23 protein-coding genes and 1 pseudogene are annotated in these 22,260 nt (G+C 57.4%); 12 read left to right on the top strand and 12 right to left on the bottom strand.

Features of this window, described 5'->3' with window-relative positions:
- Positions 1-9: 9 nt before the first annotated feature.
- The 6 genes and pseudogenes from GWK63_RS05540 to GWK63_RS05515 all read right to left on the bottom strand — a co-directional run bounded on the left by GWK63_RS05540 (position 10) and on the right by GWK63_RS05515 (position 3,693).
- On the bottom strand, positions 10-486 hold the full coding sequence (locus tag GWK63_RS05540; RefSeq protein WP_370664434.1) for a hypothetical protein: 477 nt from the start codon (positions 484-486) through the stop codon (positions 10-12).
- 198 nt (positions 487-684) lie between these two features.
- Positions 685-1,197: pseudogene (locus tag GWK63_RS05535) on the bottom strand (transposase); the annotation flags it as partial.
- Between the two features lie 519 nt (positions 1,198-1,716).
- Positions 1,717-2,016, bottom strand: a complete 300-nt coding sequence (locus tag GWK63_RS05530; RefSeq protein WP_078527732.1) for a type II toxin-antitoxin system PemK/MazF family toxin — start codon at positions 2,014-2,016, stop codon at positions 1,717-1,719.
- Positions 2,017-2,118: 102 nt separating this feature from the next.
- Complete coding sequence (locus tag GWK63_RS05525) at positions 2,119-2,271, bottom strand: AbrB/MazE/SpoVT family DNA-binding domain-containing protein (RefSeq protein ID WP_053323998.1); 153 nt, start codon at positions 2,269-2,271, stop codon at positions 2,119-2,121.
- A 69-nt stretch (positions 2,272-2,340) separates the two neighbouring features.
- Complete coding sequence (locus GWK63_RS05520; protein ID WP_223846644.1) at positions 2,341-2,967, bottom strand: MucR family transcriptional regulator; 627 nt, start codon at positions 2,965-2,967, stop codon at positions 2,341-2,343.
- Positions 2,968-3,393: 426 nt separating this feature from the next.
- Positions 3,394-3,693 carry a WGR domain-containing protein gene (locus GWK63_RS05515; protein WP_112209951.1) on the bottom strand — a complete coding sequence of 100 codons (300 nt, stop codon included), beginning with the start codon at positions 3,691-3,693 and terminating at the stop codon, positions 3,394-3,396.
- Positions 3,694-4,234: 541 nt separating this feature from the next.
- Between GWK63_RS05515 and GWK63_RS05510 the strand changes: the two genes are divergently transcribed.
- From GWK63_RS05510 to GWK63_RS05490, 4 genes are all read left to right on the top strand, one after another.
- Positions 4,235-4,624, top strand: a complete 390-nt coding sequence (locus tag GWK63_RS05510) for a hypothetical protein (protein WP_110569790.1) — start codon at positions 4,235-4,237, stop codon at positions 4,622-4,624.
- Between the two features lie 61 nt (positions 4,625-4,685).
- Entirely contained in the window at positions 4,686-5,690 is a 1,005-nt protein-coding gene (locus GWK63_RS05505; RefSeq protein ID WP_172459709.1) for a thiol:disulfide interchange protein, read from the top strand.
- Complete coding sequence (locus GWK63_RS05500) at positions 5,687-6,223, top strand: hypothetical protein (RefSeq protein ID WP_110569791.1); 537 nt, start codon at positions 5,687-5,689, stop codon at positions 6,221-6,223. Before GWK63_RS05505 ends, GWK63_RS05500 begins: the two co-directional genes overlap by 4 nt.
- Positions 6,224-6,670: 447 nt before the next feature.
- A protein-coding gene (locus tag GWK63_RS05490) for an IS5 family transposase (protein ID WP_082779839.1) occupies positions 6,671-7,467 on the top strand; the annotation gives its coding sequence in 2 pieces (ribosomal slippage) (positions 6,671-7,010 and positions 7,010-7,467; 798 coding nt in all).
- A gap of 6 nt (positions 7,468-7,473) precedes the next feature.
- On the opposite strand, the gene GWK63_RS05485 is transcribed toward GWK63_RS05490, so the two are convergent.
- From GWK63_RS05485 to GWK63_RS05460, 6 genes are read right to left on the bottom strand one after another with little or no spacing between them, the layout of a single operon-like run.
- A complete protein-coding gene (locus tag GWK63_RS05485) occupies positions 7,474-7,971 on the bottom strand; it encodes a hypothetical protein (RefSeq protein ID WP_112209948.1) in 498 nt (165 codons plus the stop codon).
- Between the two features lie 23 nt (positions 7,972-7,994).
- Positions 7,995-10,355, bottom strand: a complete 2,361-nt coding sequence (locus tag GWK63_RS05480) for a DotA/TraY family protein (RefSeq protein WP_110095200.1) — start codon at positions 10,353-10,355, stop codon at positions 7,995-7,997.
- Positions 10,356-10,377: 22 nt separating this feature from the next.
- The gene (locus GWK63_RS05475; RefSeq protein WP_112209946.1) at positions 10,378-11,790 is read right to left on the bottom strand and encodes a hypothetical protein; all 1,413 of its coding nucleotides are present in this window, start codon (positions 11,788-11,790) and stop codon (positions 10,378-10,380) included.
- 10 nt (positions 11,791-11,800) lie between these two features.
- Entirely contained in the window at positions 11,801-12,985 is a 1,185-nt protein-coding gene (locus tag GWK63_RS05470) for a hypothetical protein (RefSeq protein WP_112209944.1), read from the bottom strand.
- A complete protein-coding gene (locus GWK63_RS05465) occupies positions 12,985-13,572 on the bottom strand; it encodes a hypothetical protein (RefSeq protein WP_010515543.1) in 588 nt (195 codons plus the stop codon). The genes GWK63_RS05470 and GWK63_RS05465 overlap by 1 nt, the downstream gene beginning before the upstream one ends.
- Complete coding sequence (locus GWK63_RS05460; protein ID WP_223846643.1) at positions 13,569-13,958, bottom strand: hypothetical protein; 390 nt, start codon at positions 13,956-13,958, stop codon at positions 13,569-13,571. Before GWK63_RS05460 ends, GWK63_RS05465 begins: the two co-directional genes overlap by 4 nt.
- Between GWK63_RS05460 and GWK63_RS05455 the strand changes: the two genes are divergently transcribed.
- The 8 genes from GWK63_RS05455 (at position 13,957) to GWK63_RS05420 (ending at position 21,386) form a co-directional block, all read left to right on the top strand.
- Positions 13,957-14,334, top strand: a complete 378-nt coding sequence (locus GWK63_RS05455; RefSeq protein ID WP_061275214.1) for a hypothetical protein — start codon at positions 13,957-13,959, stop codon at positions 14,332-14,334. The two genes, GWK63_RS05460 and GWK63_RS05455, sit on opposite strands and share 2 nt — an antisense overlap.
- A 343-nt stretch (positions 14,335-14,677) precedes the next feature.
- The gene (locus GWK63_RS05450) at positions 14,678-15,481 is read left to right on the top strand and encodes a helix-turn-helix domain-containing protein (protein ID WP_026019698.1); all 804 of its coding nucleotides are present in this window, start codon (positions 14,678-14,680) and stop codon (positions 15,479-15,481) included.
- 247 nt (positions 15,482-15,728) lie between these two features.
- Positions 15,729-16,607, top strand: a complete 879-nt coding sequence (locus GWK63_RS05445) for a hypothetical protein (protein ID WP_172459708.1) — start codon at positions 15,729-15,731, stop codon at positions 16,605-16,607.
- A 132-nt stretch (positions 16,608-16,739) separates the two neighbouring features.
- A complete protein-coding gene (locus GWK63_RS05440; protein ID WP_053323851.1) occupies positions 16,740-17,375 on the top strand; it encodes a DotI/IcmL/TraM family protein in 636 nt (211 codons plus the stop codon).
- Positions 17,372-18,352, top strand: a complete 981-nt coding sequence (locus GWK63_RS05435; RefSeq protein WP_112209942.1) for a DotH/IcmK family type IV secretion protein — start codon at positions 17,372-17,374, stop codon at positions 18,350-18,352. The genes GWK63_RS05440 and GWK63_RS05435 overlap by 4 nt, the downstream gene beginning before the upstream one ends.
- Positions 18,352-19,590: a DotG/IcmE/VirB10 family protein gene (locus GWK63_RS05430; protein WP_112209940.1), complete on the top strand. Its 1,239-nt coding sequence runs from the start codon at positions 18,352-18,354 to the stop codon at positions 19,588-19,590. The genes GWK63_RS05435 and GWK63_RS05430 overlap by 1 nt, the downstream gene beginning before the upstream one ends.
- A 531-nt stretch (positions 19,591-20,121) precedes the next feature.
- Complete coding sequence (locus GWK63_RS05425) at positions 20,122-20,823, top strand: hypothetical protein (protein ID WP_223846642.1); 702 nt, start codon at positions 20,122-20,124, stop codon at positions 20,821-20,823.
- 17 nt (positions 20,824-20,840) lie between these two features.
- A complete protein-coding gene (locus GWK63_RS05420) occupies positions 20,841-21,386 on the top strand; it encodes a hypothetical protein (RefSeq protein WP_010515535.1) in 546 nt (181 codons plus the stop codon).
- Positions 21,387-22,260: the final 874 nt, after the last annotated feature.

The raw sequence follows: 22,260 nt of genomic DNA, 5'->3' as shown, positions 1-22,260 counted from the left end.
TTCAGGCCATCATGGAATGGCGCGACCACCATGGCTGATCCGTTCGGCCAAATCGCTCCACAGTCGCGCCATCAGCAGATTGATCTCGGACGTGACCGAAAACGGGGACTGCGAACGCGCCAGGGGCGAAAGGGACATGCGTTCCCCGATGACAAAATGCCCCTGCGAGAACAGCCGGGCCGAAATCGCCCCCTGCTGCCCCTGCCCCATGGGCCTCGTAACGGAAATACGCAGGTGTGGCGGCGGGTCGGCAATGAGACCGAAGACATGCCGTTCAGCTTCATCAGAGGGGCACGCCACGCCCTGCAGCACGGCGTCACGCAGTACGGAATGGGGATAACCCCCATACATGCCATCTACATGCAAACGTATACCATGCCGGACCGTCATACATATGCCCTCTGTCCCATCATCCGCCCAAGCGGCCGACACCCCTAGGAAGAAAATACAGGCTGCATACAGACTATCCCGCACTATCCTTTGCATAATAAGCGTCTGTTCCCCGGCGTACATAAAGTTCCTGCCATCACGACGATGACTTTCTGACGGTAACAGAGAAACCTGACGTGAACCTGAACATCCGGTCTACAAAAGAGAATTTATATTATGAAAATGATTATCATTTCTATATTTAGAGTAAGCGATAATTTCATATGTGAATTTAAGGCTCTGTTAGAGCCTGAATTAGAAAGCGGTTTGATTGATTTGTCTCAGCACCCTGCAGATATGGACAATCATCAACTGTGCACAGGATAACGAGATTGGTGCCTCGACATGTTTCGTGAAACGGCGGCAGCGTCCGAGCCATACGAAGCGACGCTCCACGATCCAGCGTTTCGGCATGATGATGAAGCCTTCAGCCCGATCGCTGCGCTTGACGATCTCGATCGTCCGTCGGCCACGTTCGACCAGCACACCACGCAACTTCTCGCCAGCATATCCACCCTCACCAATCAGATGGCGCAGCCAAGCGAACAATGAGCGTATTTTGGTTGCTGCCGGCGGCGCACCGTTATGATCCTGAATGTCGGCGGGATGCACGACAGCTGCCACGACATGACACAGCGTGTCGGTCGAGATATGCCGCTCGCGACCCTTGATTTTTTTTGCTCGCGTCATAACCACAGCGGCCGCTGTTGTAGCGGTTTTAACCGACTGGCTGTCAATAACACCCACCGAAGGCGTGGCGTCTTGCCCACTTGTGCTGCTCTGCCACAGCTGGCTAGGCTCGTATCTCGGATTTGAGCATCTGTTAAAGTTCCTTGCTACGGACGGACATGATGTTGTCGTGCCCTCGGTACCCAGCTCTGCCTTTTTCAACCCGATCACCGGTATCATACATAGGCCCGCGTTGTGCAGCCGCACTCATATGCGGGCTGATGGCTCGTCTAGCCGGTACCCGGCGTTTTGAACGCTCATCGGCGTCAGGATAAGGCTCCAGACTCACCCCGCACCCAGACTGAAACAGGTGATTTCACACCCCTGCCCAATTAGATTACAAAACCCGACCACAGCCCGGTGCCATTGCTAACGTATAGCAACCTACCGCCAGGAATGTGCTGGCAGCCGCAACCGAACGTGACCCTGTTCGGCTGTGCTGCACATCTCATGTTTCCGTTTTCTGGCGCAGAGGCCAACGTTGCCCTGTATGTCGGCGTAGAACGTGGTTGATCGCTCATCAGACAAGCGCATGGAGCGTCGAACCTACAACACATATTAAGAAGTCCGGCAGGACATGTTTGAATACATAGAAATGTTCGGGCTTCCCTGTTTTCCTCGGCCAGCCAGTAATCTGGCATGCTGACGAACTGCCTCAATTTCCTTTGCCGAGACCTTTCCTTTGAGCTTCGCGTTCCGCATCCGCCAGTCCAGACTTCTCACCTGATCAGAGAGGACCACACTGGCGGGTTTTACTACTACGGCTACTTCAAACGGATAGCCTTTGATTTTAGTGGTCATGGGGCAGCAAAGCGTCATCCCCGCTTTGGCATTATAACTTGCAGGGCTGAGAAGCACCGCAGGCCGATGCACAGCCCGTTTCCGCCCCGGCTGAGGGATCAAATTCCAACCAGACAATGTCGCCGCAGTCCGGAACCCACGTGACCTGCGATTTGGTGTTCACCAGCTTTCGTCACCTACAGACTGTCCAAAGTCAATTTCATCATGCCCGTTCAGATCGGTAATCCCGGCGACGAGATCTTCCAGTTTGAGCAGTGTGGCGCGAACTGGCGCAATGATAACTCGAACATCTTCCTCATGAACATTCATCATCTGATCATCCTGACGTTCGGGTGATGCCTGGCTGCCTTATGACAAAGCCGGATAGGCTGGGCTGATCAGTCAGACCTTGGCCCCTTTTGCTTTCGTGCCGGTCTTCCGTACCGCACGCGGTCTCGCTGAAGTCTTGGAACCCGGCGTTTTCTTTGGCGATGCCGCGGAAGATCCGGTTTCAGTTGCCGACGACCTGGATCGCTTCGAAATCGTTTTTTTGGGGGGTAATACAGCCTCTGCAGTGTCGACCAACACTTCTTTCGTCGCACTATCGACAGAAGGTGCTGCGGTTGCTTCGTCCACGGGAGCGGTCTGGGGCACCAAAACCTTACGTCCGAGACCCGCGTCTCGCGCCAGAGTCGCCCGCATTTTGGCATACTCCGGAGCAACCATGGGATAATCCATAGGAAGCTGCCACTTCTCTCGGTATTGCGTTGGCGTCATTCCGTACCTTGTCTGCAGGTGACGCTTGAGCATTTTGAGTTTTTTGCCATCTTCCAGACAGACGATGTAGTCAGGAAATACCGACTGCGCGACTGGAACTGCGGGTTGCTGGGCAGGGATGCTGCTGTTTTTCTCTGTGGCCGGTGTTGTTTCGCGGATAGCGGCGTAGACATCGCGGATAAACGCCGGGACATGTTCTGTCGGCAGAGAGGTATTGGTATTGCCGAGATGCGCTGCCACGATGTCGCTCATGGCAATTACAATTGCCGGGGTTAGGTCGTCTGATTGGTCCATGATAAAGCCTCTCCGCTATATTTTTGCCGAATAACATTGCCGGAGTGTAAGTCTTTATGCAATCGGCAAAATATGGCGTATCGAAAGCTAAATTATATATTGCGGTACGTTGCCTACATCGATCACATTGCACCATGAACATCAAGTTTTACGCAAATTGTATGCGGCGGAGCCTGCCCCTGATTACGCTATCAGACGGCGTAAACTGGCTTATGCAGCGGGCCTTTCACGAAAACTACGGCTCACCTCAATGTCGATGATAAGTTTTTTTAGTCGGAATATATCCACACACGAATTTTCCATGACGTGGTGAGCGGATACAGTATTTATCTCTATCACCTGTCTGATGATCACCCCGGGTTATCCTGCAGATAATGCTGCCAGTCATGACTGTGTAACGATATAGCCGCGTTTCAGGCGATAACGGATCATCGCGGTCAGAGCATTCACCGCAGCGCCTTCGTCGGGATAGAGATCCACGCGCTGGGTGCCAGCTGTCCCGATCCTGCCCCAGTTACGAACAAGTGCAGCACCACCGAACAGGTCGGGCTGAACTGACAGTCCGTAATACCGCCACTCATTGAAACTGGGTTGAATACGGCGCAACTGGACCGATAGCGGGAACAGTCCAAGTTGTATTGTTTTCCCTGAGGGAACGGCGCTCCTTGATCTTCTGGATGTCATATTGGTCCTGCGCATCGCATGATGCTAACATGATCTATTATCCAAGTACAGATATTCTGAACTTCTTTCAGCCTTTTGCAACTCCGCGTGGAGCATGCATGGATCATTTCCTACGATCTATGGGTCGGATGATACGATGCGGATGTCTTCCGATACGTCAATCATCCAGCACATTGGTGGTTGCCTCAAGCCATGACCCGGTCGAAGATGACGTAGAAGACGCTTTTTCTCGCCACTCAGGCGTGACTGCCCTTCGATCAGCCAGAAAGTGCAGGGCATGTTTCGAACATGCGTTGCCCGCAGAATATTGACGAAACACTTGGTAACAATAATGAGATATACGTTACAACAAGACGGAATCGTGTAGATTGAGCAGCCTGATCATGATTCCGTGGAGCCAGGTGACCAGATTAAATCACTACGGAAATCGTCAACAATAGCAAAGTATATCGGGTTATGCCGCTCCAGCGCTCCGTAAGAAACATGGCAACCGTGCACTGCGTTGCTTCAGTGTGTTCGTCTTGATCCGTGTGAGGATGATATGAAGTTTGATGAACTTCGCTCGCGTTTCGAGCTTATCGATGACGAACAATCCGGACAGCTATGTCTGACGCTGGTTCAGGCGATTTTAGCGCTGAGATGCAATATTGAATACATTGCTTCTCCAGCGAAAACATCAACTGCCAGGCGTGAGCAGGCAAGATCATTGCACCCCATTCTGGTGCTTTGCCACGAAAAAGGCCGTCAGTTGAAAGACGACCACCCGAATTCCCATTATTTGCAACTCCGCGTTGATATTCTTGTAAAAATGATAAGCGAGATGTCGGTCGAGGAGTTAGGAAGCGAAGCAGAAGATACGTTTATTCTCTCCCCGATCCCCCCCCCTTTTGAAAATCTCCTGTCTCAAGAAAGGGGAAACGACAAGGGATGATTTTTTAATCGCAGTCGCATGATCAGGGCGTACAGGACATAGGTATTGTCCGGAGTCCGCCATGCGCTGTTTCTACGTGTTGCCATTTCTCCTGCTCATGCACGCGCCAGCGCGAGGACAGCAATGCTCTGTGTCTACTCCGATTGAGTCCAGGAGCGACACCATAGGGCCGACCCTGGAACATGATGATAAAGGTAGGACCGATGCAGTCGCCCACCTTGGGATCGCAGGGGCCAACATCGAAAAACTACCCGATCTCCACGGGTTCGAAGCTGGCATCGCCCATACCCGGAACGAACTCCTGGTCTTTTTCGCCCCGGAAAGCCACGCGATCGTGCTTAGCGGCACGCTGATCCCGGTACCCTACGACACCCTACGTTCCCTGGCCGGGTCGCGCGCCCACGATCTCGCACCGGTCGATGGCATCAGGGGAATGTTTGTTCGGGCGGATAACCGTTTTCAGGTCGTCTATGCGACCCCGGATGGCAAGGCAGCAGTCGCGGCCCGGATGTGGGGTGCCGCTGGACAGGACATCACGAAAGACCAGATCAGGGGCATTCCTGGAGCCGTCCCAGAAATCAGTATCTCTGGCGCTTCATCCGACGCTAACGAACAGTCCGAGTTCCAGGGGCTCTCGGGAGGCCTTATAGGGATACCTTCCGCCCCGGAAGTCATCATGTTCATAGACCCGCAATGCATTTACTCGATGAAGGCGATGCATATCCTTCAGCCCGCAATCGATGCAGGGAAAGTTCGCCTGAAAATAGTCCCGCTGTCATTGCTTGATTACGAGGATAACGGCGCCAGTACCGTCAATGCGAGAGCCATGCTATCGCTCCCGGCAAACGAGATGGCACAAGCGTGGGTCAACGGTCGTCTAAACCCGGGATTGGCTGCACCTGAACCGGATAGTGGGGAGAATCTTGCCCGTAATACCCGGATTGCACGGCAGATAGGGCTCACAGGGACACCAACGTTCGTCTGGATGCACCGCAATGGCGGGACCGGCCGGCTCGACGGCGTTCCCACGGATGTCGCCACATTTCTCACCTCGGTCTCGCAATGAAGACACGACAGGACCAGACCGGCCCGCGGCGTTTTTTTGAAAGAACGCGCAAGGTGGCCCGCGTGGTGATTGGCGACCCACGTACATTGGTCGCCTGGTCCGATGTAACGAGGAATGCCGCGCTGATTGAAGCCCTCGGGAAGGCATTACTGAAGCCTAAAGCCGGTATGCAGGGCCCGCGGGCGCCAGACGGTACCCCTATTGATATCGCCGCGGTCGCTGCCGAATACGGCGTCGAACCCCGCGTTGTGGCGATCTTACTCGATCAGAGACAGCATGAGACATACAGGCGGGCGCTTGCTGCCAGTATGCTCGCTGTTGTTCTGGTGCTTGGCTGGACCGGAGAAATGCTCCTTTCCCACTGGAAGGGCAGCCAACTCCTTGCTGCGCTGGAGTTCGCACCCTTCTGGACATTTCTGACACTCGTGGCGTTTCAGAACGCGTGGCTCAACTGGCAGATCCGCGAACGCCGCCTGGGTTCCGCCCGCCAATTTGTCGCCACCGCCGACAGCCTCATTCCACGCAGGCCGTAACCGCAAGTCCATCTGCTTTACGCTGGTGAATAGATAGGATTGGCGGAGCACTCAGAACGTGCCGGGTGGCGCGTTCTTGTCGCCGCCCTGAGCGCCTGTTGCCCAGGAGGCATGTTCGTAATCCTCGCGCCCCGACATCGCCCGTGGATCATCAGGCCGGACGATCGTACCGGCGCGATCGTACGTAGGGGGTGTCCAGATTACACGTGTCGATCCGTAGGCCACGTGCGGATCATAACGCGCATGCCTGGTCGGGGGAGCCTTTGGGCCATGCACATGTGCAGCAGACGACACGTTGCCAGCGCTGCATGCCGCAAGCCAGGGGGAGAGGACAAGAGGTAGAATGAGATGTTTCACGAATGGTCTCCCGCTTAGAGGAGACCATCCTGACAAAGTATCTTGCGACTAGGGCCTGTTAGATCTTGAATTTCTTCCCATATTGTAGGGATGGAAGAAGGAGACAGAACAGGCACCTTTACGGACGAGACATGGGCGATCTGGGAACCTCTGATTGAGGAGGTTCGCCCGAGGGGCAAGACGCCGCCACATGATCTGCGGCGGACGATAGCAGCGATTTTCTGGCGTCATGAGAATGGCGCGAAATGGCGGAGTATCCCCGCTGAACTGGGTCCGTGGTGGCGGGCTGCGCAGCTTTTCATCCGCTGGGCGAAGCTCGGCGTATGGGAGCGGCTGCTCGCACTGGTTCAGGAACAACAGGGAGTGGCATTCGGAATGACTTTTCTGGATGGCACAAACATCAGGGCTCACCACAAAGCGGCGGGAGCCCAAAAAAAGGGGCCTCTTTCGAAGAGCGAGACCATCGTGAAGCACTTGGCCGCTCTCGCGGCGGCTATGGCACAAAAGTCTGCGTGATCGCTGATGGACATGGAAAAGCCTTCGGTTTTGCGCTGGCCCCTGGACAGGCTCATGAACTGCCTCTGGCACCAGCCATGCTCGACAGCCTTCCCGCCACTCCCCTGTGGGTAGTAGCGGACAAGGGCTACGCGTCGAACGCCATGCGTGAACGGATATGGGACATGGGAGCACGGCCAGCCATTCCCGCGAAACGACGCGATGGCCCGGTCGCCTGCCCCAAATGGGCCTATCGGTGTCGGCATCTCGTTGAGAACCTCTGGGCTCGCCTCAAGGAGTGGCGCGCTGTCGCAACCAGATATGAAAAAACAGCAACGTCGTTCCTCGCGGTCATCCACATCGCTGCCGCAGCAGACTGGATCAAGCCCTAACAGGCCCTAGGACTGCCGCTTTCTCCATTCATTTTCCATGGAAAGATAGCCCCAAATCCGTCGTTCCATGTTCTCGGCTTTAGTCTTCAGCATTGTATGGTCGTCGCTAAGTCGATGGTATTTATCGTGGGCTGCCGCAAGATCGCACGCCAGGCGTTTCTCTCGGTCCCCAGCAGCCTTAAGTTGAACTGCCTGCCGCGCAGTTGCTGCATCTGCGAGAGCGAGAGTGTCTTTCAGGTCTTTGATCTGAGCCTCCAGACCAGAAGCATATTCCCTGGATCTGAGCAGATGCTCCTCAAGTCTGTCAGATTCCGCGTTCTTCTGTCGCAGTAGACTTGTCATCTGCGAAAGCAGGTGAGCAAGTTCATCGGCTTCTGTCGGTCGCGCAGGCCGTCGGCCGTAAAGCGCACGTTGTATGGAGTTCCCCAGCGTCTGTTCGTACTGGTGCGATGCACGTCCCAACATGAACGCTGCAGCCCCGCTCAGGCCACCACAGTTCGACATCTCAGTTCCTCCTGACCCTAAAGTCAGACGCTCTTTTTCATTGTTGTATCACTTATCAGGGCTCGAGCACCAGAAGATATGCCACCGTTGCCTTGTCCCGGCCCATTCTGATTATCTGCTTTATTTCCTGCCAGAGACTGCTGAATCGAGAGCAACGTGCCCGCCATACCGACAACGGCGGCGTCCCTGCTGAACTGGTCGATATCAACGCGATCCACGTCACCAAATCCGATCATCGCGGGAACCCGCTGGGGCAGGATCGAGATCATCCTGAATGAAATGAACGCCAGGGTGACGTGAATCATGACAAAGAGGCTAACCAGAACAATCATGCCGAGGAAGTTGCTGACAATCCAACCGTTTGACAGCACCAGTCCGGCCGCAATGCCGAAACACATGTGGATCAGCCACGACACTGAATCAAATATAAAATATCCGAGGAAAAGCCCGAATAGCATCAGTACCGGCCGGAAGATGACATTGAACAGAAGGGCATAACCCTGTTTTGCATGACCGTGCAGCCCTTCCCCGTTCATGGTCATATGCGCGAGCATCCACAGAGGTGCTGCAATCACGGACTCACAAACCATGATGAACCACCCGGCTACGGCAAACATCCACATGACAAACGGGATCATCGGGATGACATAGGCGATGGTGAGGCCTGGCATAAGCATGGCGAAACAGCCGCCGATAATCGGCGCGCCAAAAAAGTGCATCAGCGCGTGCCCGGCCCCGGCCGCAACGGCGCCTTCTGGATTCCCGCTCAGAAGCGACAGCACGCCGATACCAACGGTCCCGGCCGTAGAAGAAAGAACCGACGCAGTGCCCATGGTGAGAAGGGCAGTCGTGATCATCCAGTTTCCAAGTGACATGAGATTGCCAAACGGATCCGTCCAGTAGCCGTTCGTCCCGGACGGCTCGATAAATCCGGTCACGATCTGCAGGGCGTAATCGTTCAGGTGCAGGGCGCGGAACAGCTGGTCGAGCACTCCCGCACCGTCTCCACCCGGTATTGCGCCCGTGTACAGGTCAGCATTCCCGCCTGGCGCGGTCACGCCGTCCTGCGTCGCAACCATGCTGTCGATGTTCTCCATAAAGGTGTCCGCAGACTGCACCAGGGGCGCAATGTCCGAGGCAAGATAGTTTCCGAGACCGGAATAGGATGGCGTAGTGATGGTTGGCGTTGCGGTCATGAGAGACAGGGTCTGGCCATTGAGGCGCGCGAATTCGAGATAGTAGGCTCCTGCGCCAGTCCACCCGAGATTATCCATCTGGTTGCTGGTGTTGACCGCATCTCCGTTCGTCGAAATCCCCCATTGGTGGAGCGCTAGCGTCTGATTGTTGACCGTGTCCTGAAGCTTCGAGCGCAGTTGTGCCGCCTGCGTCGTGAGACGCGACGCATAATCGTTGGTGGCATTGACGATGATGGTCATGAGTGGGGCCAGGGACGCTGTCGTTTTCGTCTGCCAGTAATTCTGCGCGACCTGCGCAACCTGGCTGCGAATGTCGCCAAGGATCACGGAATCAAGAACCTGTTTTTGCATACCCGCCTGGTCGACCTGGAAACCAGCCAGATTCACTGCGTCAGTATTGGGCGCCTGCAGACTTACGGCCCCGCAAACTGGTGTCCCGTCTCCTGCGCCGGCTGCCATATTGTAAGAATAGTTGATGATTCCCATCTTCCCGCCGGTCACGGACAGGACGGTCTGCCCGGTCGGGGCCGCAATCAGGTTCGTGTTATTCGCAGCAATGTTAATAATGGCCCGGCAGAACTCATTTTTCACAAGACCGGTCACAATCCCTTTTGTGCCGGGGATAAGGGGCTGTGCGATGACCTTGCCGTCTGGTCCGATTGCTTGCTTCGCCTTGTCATAGACGACCTTCGCCATACCGATGCCCCAAAGCGAGCCCTGCACGACAACGGCCTGCGCCGCATTGAAGCCGGTTGTCGGAAGCGGCCACATCAGGATGGCCGCAATCCCGATCCGCACGATCGACATGCTGGTCTGGTTGTTACCAAGGAGTTGTGCTGTTTCTGCACCCCGGTGGATGTTCATGAAGTAGATATAGCTTACGACCGCCATCGCAAATGCCATGACGAACCCGGAGAACCACCCGATCATGGTTCCTATGACGGTCGCCTCGTTGCCGATGCTGGGCGCGCCCGTATCCTGCCCGAAAACCGGGAATACGGACCGGATGACCTGCGCCGCCCAATCACTGCCAGGATCGAGCAGGTCCCATGTCACATTATAGCCCGTGCTGCTGGCTGCATCCCCTGAACCGGTCGCGACGACCGTCTGCGCTGCAGCGGACACGGTAAGAGCCGACAGAAACAGGAGCGGCAGGATGGCGAATACTGGACGGCGAAAGGGCGTCATGGTTTGTCCTCCAGCGGCGAAGTCACGGCGCAGGACTGGCGGTGGGACCGGGATGCATCCGCGTCATGAAATCCGTGACCGCAGTCACAGCCTTGTGCATCATCTCGCGGACCTTCTCGCTCACATCTTCCAGCGCACTGGCCCCTTCTTTTTTTCCGGGCACTTCGGCCGCGGTCCTGCCAATCTCGGCATCGATCTGGGTGAAGCGCTGCGTCACACTGCCGGGCATTCCCATGCGCTGGCCTGTTGCCTCGGCGGCTTCCCTTCCTTTTCCGTAGGCTTCGAGTTTGCTACTGATATTCTCCAGCTGCGCTGCAAACGCCTGGTTATTCTGTTTCTCCGTCACAAACTGGCTATGCAGATCGGCATACCGGCCACCAGCCTTCATCTCCGACAACACACCGGCAACACCGTCAGGATCGCCCTTTCCTGCATCTGAGATCGCCGCCATGATCGAGGAAGCTGGTCGCTCCCTGAGGTCACGCAGGGCCTCCACCGCCTGCTTTCCCAGCCGTTCGGTCGCCTCCAGGCTCTTTTCGTCACGCGCGTTGTGCAGCCGGGTGCTGAAATCGGCGGCCTTTTCCATCCATGATGATGCCGGGTTCGCAGGCTGGCTATCAATGCGCGAGGCAATCGCTTCCGCAAGGCGGGCAAAGCCCCCACCGCGAATAACCTTGACCTCCTCCTGATCCCTGGCCGCCGCGTTCGTTTCCCGTGTGTTCGCTGCCGCCTTTTCCTTTGTGCCGTTGCCATCCATCGTCGATCGGCTTTCCGGCGCATCTTTTGCGGGACCTGTCTGTTTCTCTCGAAAGTCCTTCTGAGGATCCATCGTATGGGTCTGTCCGGGTTGGCTGCTGGCCGACTGCTCCGGTCCTTGCGGAGCGCCCTCCCCCGGCGACGCCATTCCTCGGGTTTTGTCCGCCTGACCTTTCTCATCGTGCGCAGACCCGGCAGCATGGTCATGCCCTGACGCTGGCTGGTGCCCTGGTTCGGGAAAGATGGTCGCCCTCAGGTTCTCGATGGTGTGCGCGATGTCCGGGTGGTCCGGATCCTGATGTCCTTCAACCAGTTCGCTAGCAAGTGTCCGGATCGCGTTTACTTCCGGCTGCTGAAGGCGATGCGTTTCACGCATCATGGCGGCGACCACAGGTTCATCCAGACCTAGATAATGCGCCGCGCGCTCTGTCATTTCAGCATGCAGCGGGTGATCGTCCTTAAGCGTGGGTCCCAGAAGACGCTCCACATCCTGAACAGCATAAGCGACGCGCGTACGGAACCCGGGATCATTCTGGACGTCAGGGTCACGGGATTGCTGCCGCAGCCGGTCATATGCGGCGGCCTGCCCGGGCGCCTGCTTCCTGTATTCGGACTGCACGCGATCGAGGGTTTTCAGCACATCTTCGATATCATCGGTTTTCTGCAGGGCCTCAGACATGACGAACCTCTTATGGGTTGATCGTGGGAGACGGCATCGGGGTGAGGCCGTCCTTGAAGGCGACCTCTTCTTCCTGTGCGACCCGGGTAGCCCCCATGGTCGCCAGATAGAGACTGAGGCGGTAGTTCTGGAGTGCCAGGTAATTGGCCTGCGCCATTTCGGTGGCGACCTCGCGCATGACGGACGCGGGAGGCATTGCCTGGAGCGAGGCGTTCCAGCTTACGCTGGACACCCTGCGATTGACTTCCAGCGCCATGGCCTGCAGCCACGACGCCTTGTCGAGCGGCGTGAGCCCCTCGGCCGTCATTTCAGCCTTCTGGTCCCGCGTGAGCGTGACAGACGGAACGCCAAGTGATGTGACGTAGCCCGCGACCCAGCGGGCAAGAGACATACGGCTGTTGTATGACCGTCGGCGGGTCGCGGCTTCACGTCCACGAAGGCTGGACAGCTGCTCGCCACGCAGGGCTGCAGGCGCTACTGGCTGGATGAGGGTAGTCGCATAATCATTGGCTGCATCCACAGCTCCATCCGCAGATAGGGTATCAGCGCCGAACAGGCTGGCAGCACGCTGGTCGGCGTTCGGCAGCCGGGACACGGAAGAGCAGAGCCCCTGGGCCACGTCGTCCGACGAACAGTAGCGCTTGAGGTGCAGGGACATGTTCGCATCCGTGCCTTGTGACTTGCCGTAATAGGAGGGCGTTCCCTGACCTGCCTCACCGCGGGGATCGCTCACGGTCGCAATGGCGTACACCGCAGAGCGCGCCGCTTTGGACGCGGCCACGGTGGACTGCTGGGCGTCAAGGCCCGCGCAGAATTCCGGGTTCATCATATGCTCGTCCCGGATTCCGGTTTCCTGCTGGCGCCGTAGAAATCCGGCCATCGCTGCGTCCTGGGCATCCATGAGTTGCGACTGGGCACCGACCTGGGCTTTCGCGTAATTGGCAACCTGCGTGAAACCCTTCGTCAGGAGAGACGCAACGGAATTCGGGTTTGTAAGGCTACTGAGGTTTGAATCGATGCTGTCCGTCAGATTTTTTGTCATCGTATTGAGGGCGTTGCCCGTGAACGCCTGAAGAAGCTTGATCGCTGCAACGACAGCGGCGTCACTGAAAAGCGCGTATGCCGGACGCGGCGTGACTGCCAGCACGCAGACGCACGAAGCAACACCAATGATAACCATCTGCAGCCTGCGCATCAGAACACTCCGTCCACGAGATTGCTCAGGCTGTATCCGGTCGGAAGCTGGGGAGATCCGTTGATATACAGATCAGTCGTACCGCTCGACGTCCCCGCAATGGCGGTCGCGATTGGCGGCCCACCACCACCGAAACTCAGGCTCGGGCACATGAGCCCGCTACTCGAGCCAAAACCGAGCCCCAGGTTAACGCCTGACAAACTGAGTCCACATTGGGTCGACCCCATGGCGTTACCCCATGCCGCCTGTGCGGCCTGACAGACCTGGCCACCTATCTGGCCCTCGACGGCCTGCAGGAGTGCCGCGGGGTCAAGGCCGTTCGTGATGAGATTCAATCCGGTGCCGTTGAAAAAATTGCTCAGGCAGGATAGGCCGTTGACGCTATCCGGCTGCTTTTCGTAAGCATCGTTGGCCTGAACGCGTTCGTTTACGGCTGTTGCCGCCGCCTGGGTCAGGGCGGCGCAGCCGACGCTTCCCGTAGATGTCGTGGCGCCAGAGGCGGCTGATGACATGGTCTGCGCATGCCCCTGTATCGATACAAGAGCGGCGGCCACTGACAACAGGACACGGAAGCGCAGACCGATCATGCGGCCTCCTGACGTGTAGCCGGACGCGTCACAGCCTCCAGCAGGGCAATCCTTTCCGGAGCAAGAAGGCGATGAAGCGCCTGGCGCCTGCTTTCCGAGATTACGCCCCGTCCAAAAGGGCTGTCCGCCGACAACAGGTCCCTGCGGCCGCGCAGATAGGGGATCAGCGCGTCAAGGGAGCTGACCAGATCCGGCCATTCATGCGGCGCGACACCAGCGAGGATGGCGTGCCAGGCCGTCCTCGCTGTCATATCATTGTCCAACATCGCGATGACGTCCTCCCCGCCCCTGATGCGCCAGATCTCGCCGAGCGCATCCAGCGCAAGGGAGACATTGGGCATCGGGGAAGAAAGTCCGGATTTCCGGACGGATGAGGGCTTGTTCATGGAACCTTCCTCGGGTGATGACGACGAAGGTGTCGGGCCATCATGCGACCAGTCAGCGAATTCGACGTCGGACCGCGACTTTATTATGACCAACATCAATGACGTCACCCGCCTGGGCTACCGTGGTCGCCAGAACCTTGTTCCATTCCCGGCCGCCCTGCCAGTCAACAGGAACGCTGGTGTCCACGTCCGCCGCGAACACCACACGCACCCCATGCGGAACGATCTGACGCACGGCGAAACCAAGTGGGACCTGCTTTCCATAACCGCTGGCGATATGGAAATACCGACGGGCTGGAACATTCCCGGATGTTCGAGGATCCACACCAGTATCAGCCAATGCGCCCGGACCTTCCTGCCCAGCGTCTCCCGGTGATGGTAAGGCTTCCCCGCCGGTTGTCCCCATCAACGCCGGCTGGGACGGAGTGTCCGGAGAAGTTGTCTGGACAAGATGAAACGCGGCAGGTGTGACAGATATGGGGCCAGAGGCCAGCGCCATAACCACGGCAGGCATAACAGGCATATGAGTGTCTCCATCAAGTTCTCCTGACCAGAGCAGCGGCCTTTGCGACCTCAGACACCTTTTTTGCGGGCTCCAACTCGACTATCATGACGTTCCGTCACGCGTGATCCCCTGTCAGGACGTGACCAGTCGATATCTTCTGGATGTTGGAAGTTTCTTTTGCCGAGGAAAACGCCCGCCGTGAGAGTAAACGAAAATGTCCCATGACAATGGCAAGATGCAAGCCGAGGCTTTATTTGCATCCGGCCAATTATATAGAGACATCGGGAAAATCATTTATGACAGGCGAACTGCGCTTGACTGGACGCAGGTACACCTCGCCAAACTGGCACGGTTGAATGTATCGGTCATACGGAGCATCGAGGCAGGTCGTCCGGTTTCCCTGGAAACATTATCGGCGCTGCTACGGGTATTTAAGATAGATCCGCGCGATATTCTTCCGCAAGGCGCACCGGAAGGTACATGGTTTGCCCATCTGGATCTCGTGGCATCCGCCACGCAGCTGAAAAAGACCATGAAGCAGTGTTCGGACTACAATCTGGCAATCCAGAAATTACGCGACATTATTGGAAATATTTCAAAGACGTTTAACCTGCCGGAAATACCGGCCAGATTGCCGATCGATCATTATTCACACAGTGTCGCCTTCACCTCGGGGGAACGGCAGGACCTCCTTGAGATATTTGGCCGCAGGATTCAGATATTCAGGACGCTTCAGGGGGCAACAGCGAGCCAGATTGCCCATAAATCACATGTTTCCCTGACCAGCCTGAGCCTGATCGAAGCAGGGCTCAGAAATCCGAGCCTTGAAACGGTTTATCGCATCGCCGAAGGACTGGCCGTCTCCGTTTATTACCTGATCCCGGGAATACATGACGACGCAGACCTTTTGCGTTCCCTGGACATGACCGCGTGGGCAATGTCCGCGCAATCACAACTCGAAGCCCTCGCTGATCTCGAGTCCATTATTGGTCACCTCGACGATATCGCAAGCCACTGACCGGGTGATGAAGGTATGGAGACTGTCAGGAAAGAGGTCTCCTTTCTTATGGCAGGCCATATGCCTTGGGCTGTCCATTCCAGGTGATGTGGCCCGGCGGATCACCAACGCGGACCGGAAACCGCGTCTGGAATCATATTAGCGCGTTCTGCGCTATTTATTTCTTGACGGTTATATAACGCTTAAGAGATATTATTCCCAAAACACGTAGCCTATCCCGAAAACGCGATGACGAGGGCATACCGCCATGAAGTCAGCATCGTTCGGCCAGGTCATAAAACACGGTCTGTTTACATGGCTTCAGACCTATCCCACACCAGAAATGACACGCGCCCTTTATGCCAGGCTGCGCGACGAGGTCCTTGTGGCGACAATGCTCACCCTGACAGTGCAGGATGTGCAAGAGTCAGTTGCGCAATGGGCCGACCGACCCCGGAATGTTTTTTATGAAGCGTCTACGCGCAGGGGAGCGTGGACAAGGACCCAGCTACTCATCCTCGGCCAACGGTGGCTCTGTGGTGATAAAACCGCCGACATAGCCGAGATGCTTGGCCGCTCGGCCGGGAGCGTGCGTGCAAAAAGAAAGCAGCTTGGCCTGCCACCGCGCATCAGGCTTTCAAAAATACAGGCGGAGACCATACTTGCCGAAAAGCGGAGCGCCATTCCCGCAGATCCCGAAGCTGTCCTGACATGGGAACAGGCCTTCCTGCTTCCTCATGAAGCCCGGCGGGGACGGACATGGCTTGTCAGGAACAGCCTCAACAGGTTGACCCTCACAGGACATAAGGGCGGAGACAAGGTACGGTGGCACGAGGCCGCCAACATTGAAATCGCCTACCGCCATTTTGCATTTCAGAACCCGCGTGAAATTGCGCGGGACTTCCTTATTTCGGAAAGCGCGCTGAAATCCCAAAGCTGCTGGGAGCAGCTTCCGCCACGACGCGGCGCCAAAGTGCCCTGGTTCATTCATGCGAGGGCCGAATATTATATCGGCGAACACCACTACATCCGGCGGGAATGCCTCTGCAAGAGCGGATGCTTTTTCTGGACCACCCGCAAGGGGGGCGACCGTGTCAGCAGACGATACCGCCGCAGCATTGCCGCCACGCATGGCATTGCCGCCTGAGTAGTAGCGGGAATCATCAAAGAAAAAACGTGCCGGTCGCAAGATAGACTTCCAGCCTGCTCTCATCACCGTCGGGAAATGAGAGTAGAGTGATGATCGCCTTTTTTCATGCCCCCGTAAGGGAGGCGCGCCATGCGGCTGTTTAATTCCGCAGTAACCAGGCGGCTTACCGACCCCGACTTTCAGGGGATTGTTGTAGACAGATCACTGCTGCTCAACATCGCACTGGCGGGCGTGGTCATCGTGTTCGCGGCGCACGACGCCTATATCCGTGCACACCCGCCCACACCCCTCTATTTCTACGTTGACGGCCAGAATGCTCCCCGACCGGCCGTGGCCCTCACCAGTCCGGTACTTGGCCAGGACCAGCTTCTCGGCTGGGCCGTCAAATGGGCGATCGCACCCTACAACATCAACTATCGTGATTTTCCAACCCAGATGAACACCGCGGGCGCTCACTACACGCTCAACGGATGGAACACCTTTGCAAAGTCTTTCATTACGCAGGGGAATCTGGCGAAACTCAGGGATGCAAAACTGCTCTGTTATGCGCAGCCGACACGGGCCGCGACCGTACGCGCCGAGACAGTCGTGCAGGGACACGCGCGCTACGTGATACAGTTTCCTTTCATCCAGACCTGCGAAAACGTCAACCAGCAGAATACGCAAATGCTGATGGCAACCGTGACGATTGATCGCGTGGAGGACCTGGATCACCCGGATGGACTGGCCATCGAACAGCTTGTCGTCTCGTCGGGGAGGGAGTGACAACCGTGCGAATTCTCTCTCTCTTTCCGCTGACCCTGTCCATCCTGCCACTTGCGGCACTCGCACAGCAGCCATCACAGCCCGGGCCTGCGGCAACGACACCTGCAGACGATCAGGATCAGGCAGCCGAAGATGAAGCCGAGCATGAGGCCATTCCGTTCACGCCCGAAGAAATCCTTCGGCTGGGGGAACGCCTGAAGAACGTGCGTCGTGCCACGGAGCAGGTCGGTACGGAATTCGCGACCCCTAATGCGCGCCCTGCGATCCGTGTCTCCTTTGCGCCTGGTCAGCAGACAAGCCTGATCTTTACGACAAAAGGCTATCCGACCGCATTGTCCTTCGTGGACAGCACGGGACAGCCCTGGCCGATCGCATGGAATACGTCTGGCAATTCCGCCAACCCGGACGGCAGCACGAACTGTGCTTCCGGCAAAAGCGGCGCGTCGGCCGGGAATCCTGCGGTCGAGACAACGGGTTTCTATACCTGCGTCCCGTTCAAGGGCTCCAATACCATCAATATCGAACCGATGTCGCTCCAGCCCAGAGGTGGACTGCTCGTAACGCTTCAGAACGCGCCAAAGCCGGTCTCCTTCCTGCTGATCGCGGGGCGTGGATCCTACGATGACAACCTGACCGTTCGCATGTCCGAGGGAGGGCCCAATGCCCGGGAGCCGGTCGACAGCCGCCCCGGAGTGCCCGCGACAGGCGAGCCCTACATGAACGCCATGCTAAGCGGCATTCCACCAGCGTCAGCCGTTCCGCTGGCCGTCGAGGGTATTTCACCCGACGACGTGCGCGCCTGGCGGATTGGAAACGAGGTCTATCTTCGCACGCGCCTTCATCTCATGACGCCCTCCTCGGACAGCATGGAGCACGGTGAAGGGGGATACACGCTCTATGCCTTCCATGAGTCCCCCGTTGTCCTTCTCTCCGATGCGGGACGGACGGTCTCGGCCCATATCAGGGACGCACAGTGATGAAACCCAGATTCAACCAGCTATTCAGTGATGCGTCGCGGGGCGGAAACCGGCGTCTGCTCGCAATCCTTGGGAGTATCGGCACCGTTCTTGGTGTCACGCTGCTCATCTCCACCATCCACCGTAAGGAGCTTCCACGCTCGGACCCCGGCAGGCCGCCCGCCGCCAACCCCCTGCCCGGCGGCCTGAATTCCAATCCGCGTCAGCAGGAACTCCGCGAAGATCAGATCCGCGACGAGGCTGGTCGGGCACAGACTGCGGGACAGTCGTATTCACCTGATATTGCGCCGGGCACGCTCACCCATCCCGACGACAAGCCTCCCCCGCCCGCAGTCGCCCAGGAGGTCGGGGCGGACGCCAACCCGGCGATGGCCAGGGCCGCCGCGGCGCCAGCCCCGCACGCGCCTGAGGTCGTGCCAAGCGTTCCCGTCGTACCAGTGCAGACGGATGCAGCCTTCCGTGCAGCCATGCCACGTGACCCGCAGCTCCAGAAAGACGCCATCACCGCATACAGACATGCGATCATGGATCTCGCGGGCCGTCTTGATGGACGCTTTCCGGTCACAAATGTCCTGTATGAAAAGACGGAAACCGGAAGGGAGCAGACAAAAAAACCGGTGGTCTCCCCTTCAATAACTTCGGCGGCGACAGCAAATTCCCAGACGGCCCTCTCCCGCGTCCTTGTTCCTGCCGGGCGGGGGATTTACGCCCATACGGTTTCAGCAACCAACAGCGATCTCGGGGGAGAAATCATCCTGGAAGCTGATTCAGGTCCACTCGCTGGCGACAGGATGAAAGCATCCGTCAGAAGGGCCGGGGGACATCTGAACAGGCTGGTTGTCCGCGTTGATCAGGTCTTCCATAAGAATGATCCGACCCCGATCCAGGTCGAAGGTATGGTGGTTGCGCCGGACACCATGGAAGCTGCGGTAGCCTCAAGCGTTGACCAGCTATACGTTGAGCGCTTTGTTCTTCCCGCCGCAGCCGCCTTTGTCCAGGGGCTCGGGCAGGCGATCGAGATGACGTCGAACACGACCGGTTCGATCGGAGCCCTCGGCAACGTCAACTACGTCCAGTCACTGAATTTTCCGCAACAACTGGGCGTGGCGGCCGGTGCAGCGGCCTCGCAGGTCAACAGCGCGCTCATGCAGCAGATGCCGACCCAGCCGCGCGTAAATCTTGTCGCTCAGGTCAGTGTTGGCGTGATCTTCATGTCGGACGTCGTCATGAAGAAGTAAGTTTTCGAGCACCGGTCGCATGATATTGGCGAATTCTGCACTCTCTACCAGAAGGCAGCATTCACCATGACCTCAGCCGCAACCGCAACGACGTCCCGGGATCCGTTCAGCGCGGATCGCGGCATCGAATCTGTTCCGTTCCGCAAGCTGGGCACAATGCCCGAGCCTGACCCTTCGCCCGAGGCGGACATAATTGCCGAGCCTCCCTCCCCTCACCCGCAACCTGTGACAGCAGCACCTGACAGGAACCGACCCGTTCCACATGCAATGGCCCTTTTCAGGGCGCTTCCGCGTCGCAGGCAGGTCATGATCGCGGGCACCGCCGTCGGCAGTCTGCTCTCCCTCTTCCTCGTGATGGGCATAGCAAAGAGGCAGGCGTCTCCCGTGGGCCAGGAAGTCGGAATGATTTCCGCCCCGCTGCCATCAGGCCCCAAAGCGTCTCCAGCGCCAGGGCACTCACCTACATCATCGCCATCACCCCCGGCACCTCAGGTCTCGGCTACAGATGAGGATCTCAAGGCACTCCTTGCTATGAAAAAGCCGCCCCATCCCGCCGTCCCAACACCGGCACCTCTGCCGACCGAGAACACGCCCGCGCAGAAACACGACACTGGCATCGAAAAGGCTGTTACGACGGACGATGCGGTCCAGAAAGCAACCCGCCTGCAAGCTGCTCCCATGACATCGGACGACCAGTTGCAGGTGCTGCAGCTTGTAACGGAAGAAGCAGCACTGGTGCAGCGGACCCGCAGCGACATCGCAGCACTCCGGCAGGATCTTGACCGGCTGCGTATCGCAGATACGGCAAAAGCTTCGGATCTCAACCGCCGGATGTCGCTCCTCGAAGCCAAACGGGCCGTGGCCGACGCCGAAGCGCCCCCGTCAGATGGACCGGCCGCCACACGCGCCGCGGCCGACAAGGCACGGGCAGCCCTGGAAGCAGCGGCGGCCGAGCCGCAGCTGGCGCCAACGCCGCCGCAATCTCCAGCGTACCGGACAGCGAAAATGCGCCAGATGCCTCCTGCTCCGCCCCCGACATGGACGCCGCACTACCGGATACTTGCCGCATCTCCCCAGCTTGCCATGGTGCAGGACGACGCTGCGCCGGCCGGGCAACCGCCGCAGTCCGAAATCGAAATCGGCACCGATCTCCGCGGATATGGTCGTGTGCGCGCCATCTCCCAACGCGGCACGATGTGGGTGATCCAGGCTGAACGCGGCATCATCCAGTAAGGCAAGGACACATCGACGTGCAAGGTCTGGTCAACCTCGTCAACGATCTCGCTCTCGCCATGGCCTGGCTGCTGCCAATGGCCTGCTATATTGCAGCGTGGATTGCCTTCCTGACCGGGGCATGGGGATTATGGCAGCAGCGCCAGCCCCAGAACCCGTTCGTCGGGCGCCCCTGGGTGCCCTGGATCGGGATTGTCCTCTCTGGCGTCTTTGCCACCTTTGACAGGATACTCACCAAGTCCACCACCTCTGCCGGTCTCGATACGCAGGTTTCGCTGGGAGCTTCTGTCACCGGCTATACGGATGCCGCGACCGGAAGCGTCATTTCCGGGACGGGCCCAGAGGATGCCATCCTGTCAATCGTCAGTGATTTCGCCCTGTTCTTCGAAATGTTCGGCGCCTGGGCGGCGTTCATGGCGGTCGTTGCGTGGAACGCGTCGGCGACCGGAAAAACAAACCGCTCAAAACTCAGTTGCCTCATCCAGTTCGTTTTCGGGGTAATCCTCCTTAACCCCGTCAAGGAAGCAACCTGGATCCTGAGCCACTGGACAACGTCCGGCTAAAATCATGACCCAACCCGTAGCGCTGAGATTGGCCAAGGTTCGACACTTTCTTCCTGCGCATTTTTTTGATAACCGATAAACATGATAAAATTGGGAAATAATAACCCGAAAAAGCGGGGCGCGCCCCATCTGGAGAGATGGCCACATATGGCCGTGCGCCAGGGCATTAACCGTGCTGGAGCAATCCACCGCCTGATCGCAAGGGAACTTGAAGCCGCCGAACGCGATGGCTGGGATGGGTAATCCTGTTCATAACGAACGGACCAAGCTGCGGGCAAACCTGCTGAATACCGCTGCAGGATCTTGCCTTTCGCTAGGTGTTCTATCTCCTTTGGCTGCGTCATTTTTTAATCTGACAGCCAACCGCGTTCCTGCTCATATCGTTATCTTGGGAGTCGCTTTCTGGCTGGGAATGGCGTATTTTCGCCATCAGCGGGCACAAGCCGTTTTAGGAGGGCTTCGAGAATGACCTTTATGCAGTTCTTCGCCTTCATTGGCATGCCAATCATCATTGGCGTTCTTGGTTATGGTATTTCTAAAATGCCTATCAAGGATAATTGAAAATTTATCGTCCATTCCAACCAACGGTTGACCGTGTGAAACTTGTTTACAATGAGGGTAACAGGCCCATCAAAGTTGAGGTCCGTGCAAAAACAGGGGTGTATTCGCGGTAGTACCTAAACTACGCTCGATCACTTTCGCTTACTGTTCATATTTTCCAGAAATTAAACAAGAAATATTTCGTTATTACTAAGGATTCGAGCGATTCTGGATAAAGATATATGCCCCGGATTTTTATGCTATCGGGCATACGAGGTTGATGGCGACCTGTCGAAATGGCTAAAAGTTACGGGATGCCCGTAGTTTTCACTTT

This window comes from Komagataeibacter rhaeticus (genome assembly GCF_011611525.1).
Taxonomy (GTDB): Bacteria; Pseudomonadota; Alphaproteobacteria; order Acetobacterales; family Acetobacteraceae; genus Komagataeibacter; species Komagataeibacter rhaeticus.
The sequence above is the reverse complement of the archived record's forward strand: the minus strand, read 5'-3'. Positions and strand labels throughout refer to the sequence as shown.

Excerpts from the sequence above, each read along its gene's own strand:
- GWK63_RS05540 (WP_370664434.1), bottom strand. The coding sequence starts at position 486 with ATGCAAAGGATAGTGCGGGATAGTCTGTATGCAGCCTGTATTTTCTTC.
- GWK63_RS05525 (WP_053323998.1), bottom strand. The coding sequence starts at position 2,271 with ATGATGAATGTTCATGAGGAAGATGTTCGAGTTATCATTGCGCCAGTT.
- GWK63_RS05520 (WP_223846644.1), bottom strand. The coding sequence starts at position 2,967 with ATGAGCGACATCGTGGCAGCGCATCTCGGCAATACCAATACCTCTCTG.
- GWK63_RS05515 (WP_112209951.1), bottom strand. The coding sequence starts at position 3,693 with ATGACATCCAGAAGATCAAGGAGCGCCGTTCCCTCAGGGAAAACAATA.
- GWK63_RS05510 (WP_110569790.1), top strand. The coding sequence starts at position 4,235 with ATGAAGTTTGATGAACTTCGCTCGCGTTTCGAGCTTATCGATGACGAA.
- GWK63_RS05505 (WP_172459709.1), top strand. The coding sequence starts at position 4,686 with ATGCGCTGTTTCTACGTGTTGCCATTTCTCCTGCTCATGCACGCGCCA.
- GWK63_RS05500 (WP_110569791.1), top strand. The coding sequence starts at position 5,687 with ATGAAGACACGACAGGACCAGACCGGCCCGCGGCGTTTTTTTGAAAGA.
- GWK63_RS05485 (WP_112209948.1), bottom strand. The coding sequence starts at position 7,971 with ATGTCGAACTGTGGTGGCCTGAGCGGGGCTGCAGCGTTCATGTTGGGA.
- GWK63_RS05480 (WP_110095200.1), bottom strand. The coding sequence starts at position 10,355 with ATGACGCCCTTTCGCCGTCCAGTATTCGCCATCCTGCCGCTCCTGTTT.
- GWK63_RS05475 (WP_112209946.1), bottom strand. The coding sequence starts at position 11,790 with ATGTCTGAGGCCCTGCAGAAAACCGATGATATCGAAGATGTGCTGAAA.
- GWK63_RS05470 (WP_112209944.1), bottom strand. The coding sequence starts at position 12,985 with ATGCGCAGGCTGCAGATGGTTATCATTGGTGTTGCTTCGTGCGTCTGC.
- GWK63_RS05465 (WP_010515543.1), bottom strand. The coding sequence starts at position 13,572 with ATGATCGGTCTGCGCTTCCGTGTCCTGTTGTCAGTGGCCGCCGCTCTT.
- GWK63_RS05455 (WP_061275214.1), top strand. The coding sequence starts at position 13,957 with ATGGAACCTTCCTCGGGTGATGACGACGAAGGTGTCGGGCCATCATGC.
- GWK63_RS05460 (WP_223846643.1), bottom strand. The coding sequence starts at position 13,958 with ATGAACAAGCCCTCATCCGTCCGGAAATCCGGACTTTCTTCCCCGATG.
- GWK63_RS05450 (WP_026019698.1), top strand. The coding sequence starts at position 14,678 with ATGTCCCATGACAATGGCAAGATGCAAGCCGAGGCTTTATTTGCATCC.
- GWK63_RS05445 (WP_172459708.1), top strand. The coding sequence starts at position 15,729 with ATGAAGTCAGCATCGTTCGGCCAGGTCATAAAACACGGTCTGTTTACA.
- GWK63_RS05440 (WP_053323851.1), top strand. The coding sequence starts at position 16,740 with ATGCGGCTGTTTAATTCCGCAGTAACCAGGCGGCTTACCGACCCCGAC.
- GWK63_RS05430 (WP_112209940.1), top strand. The coding sequence starts at position 18,352 with ATGAAACCCAGATTCAACCAGCTATTCAGTGATGCGTCGCGGGGCGGA.
- GWK63_RS05425 (WP_223846642.1), top strand. The coding sequence starts at position 20,122 with ATGAAAAAGCCGCCCCATCCCGCCGTCCCAACACCGGCACCTCTGCCG.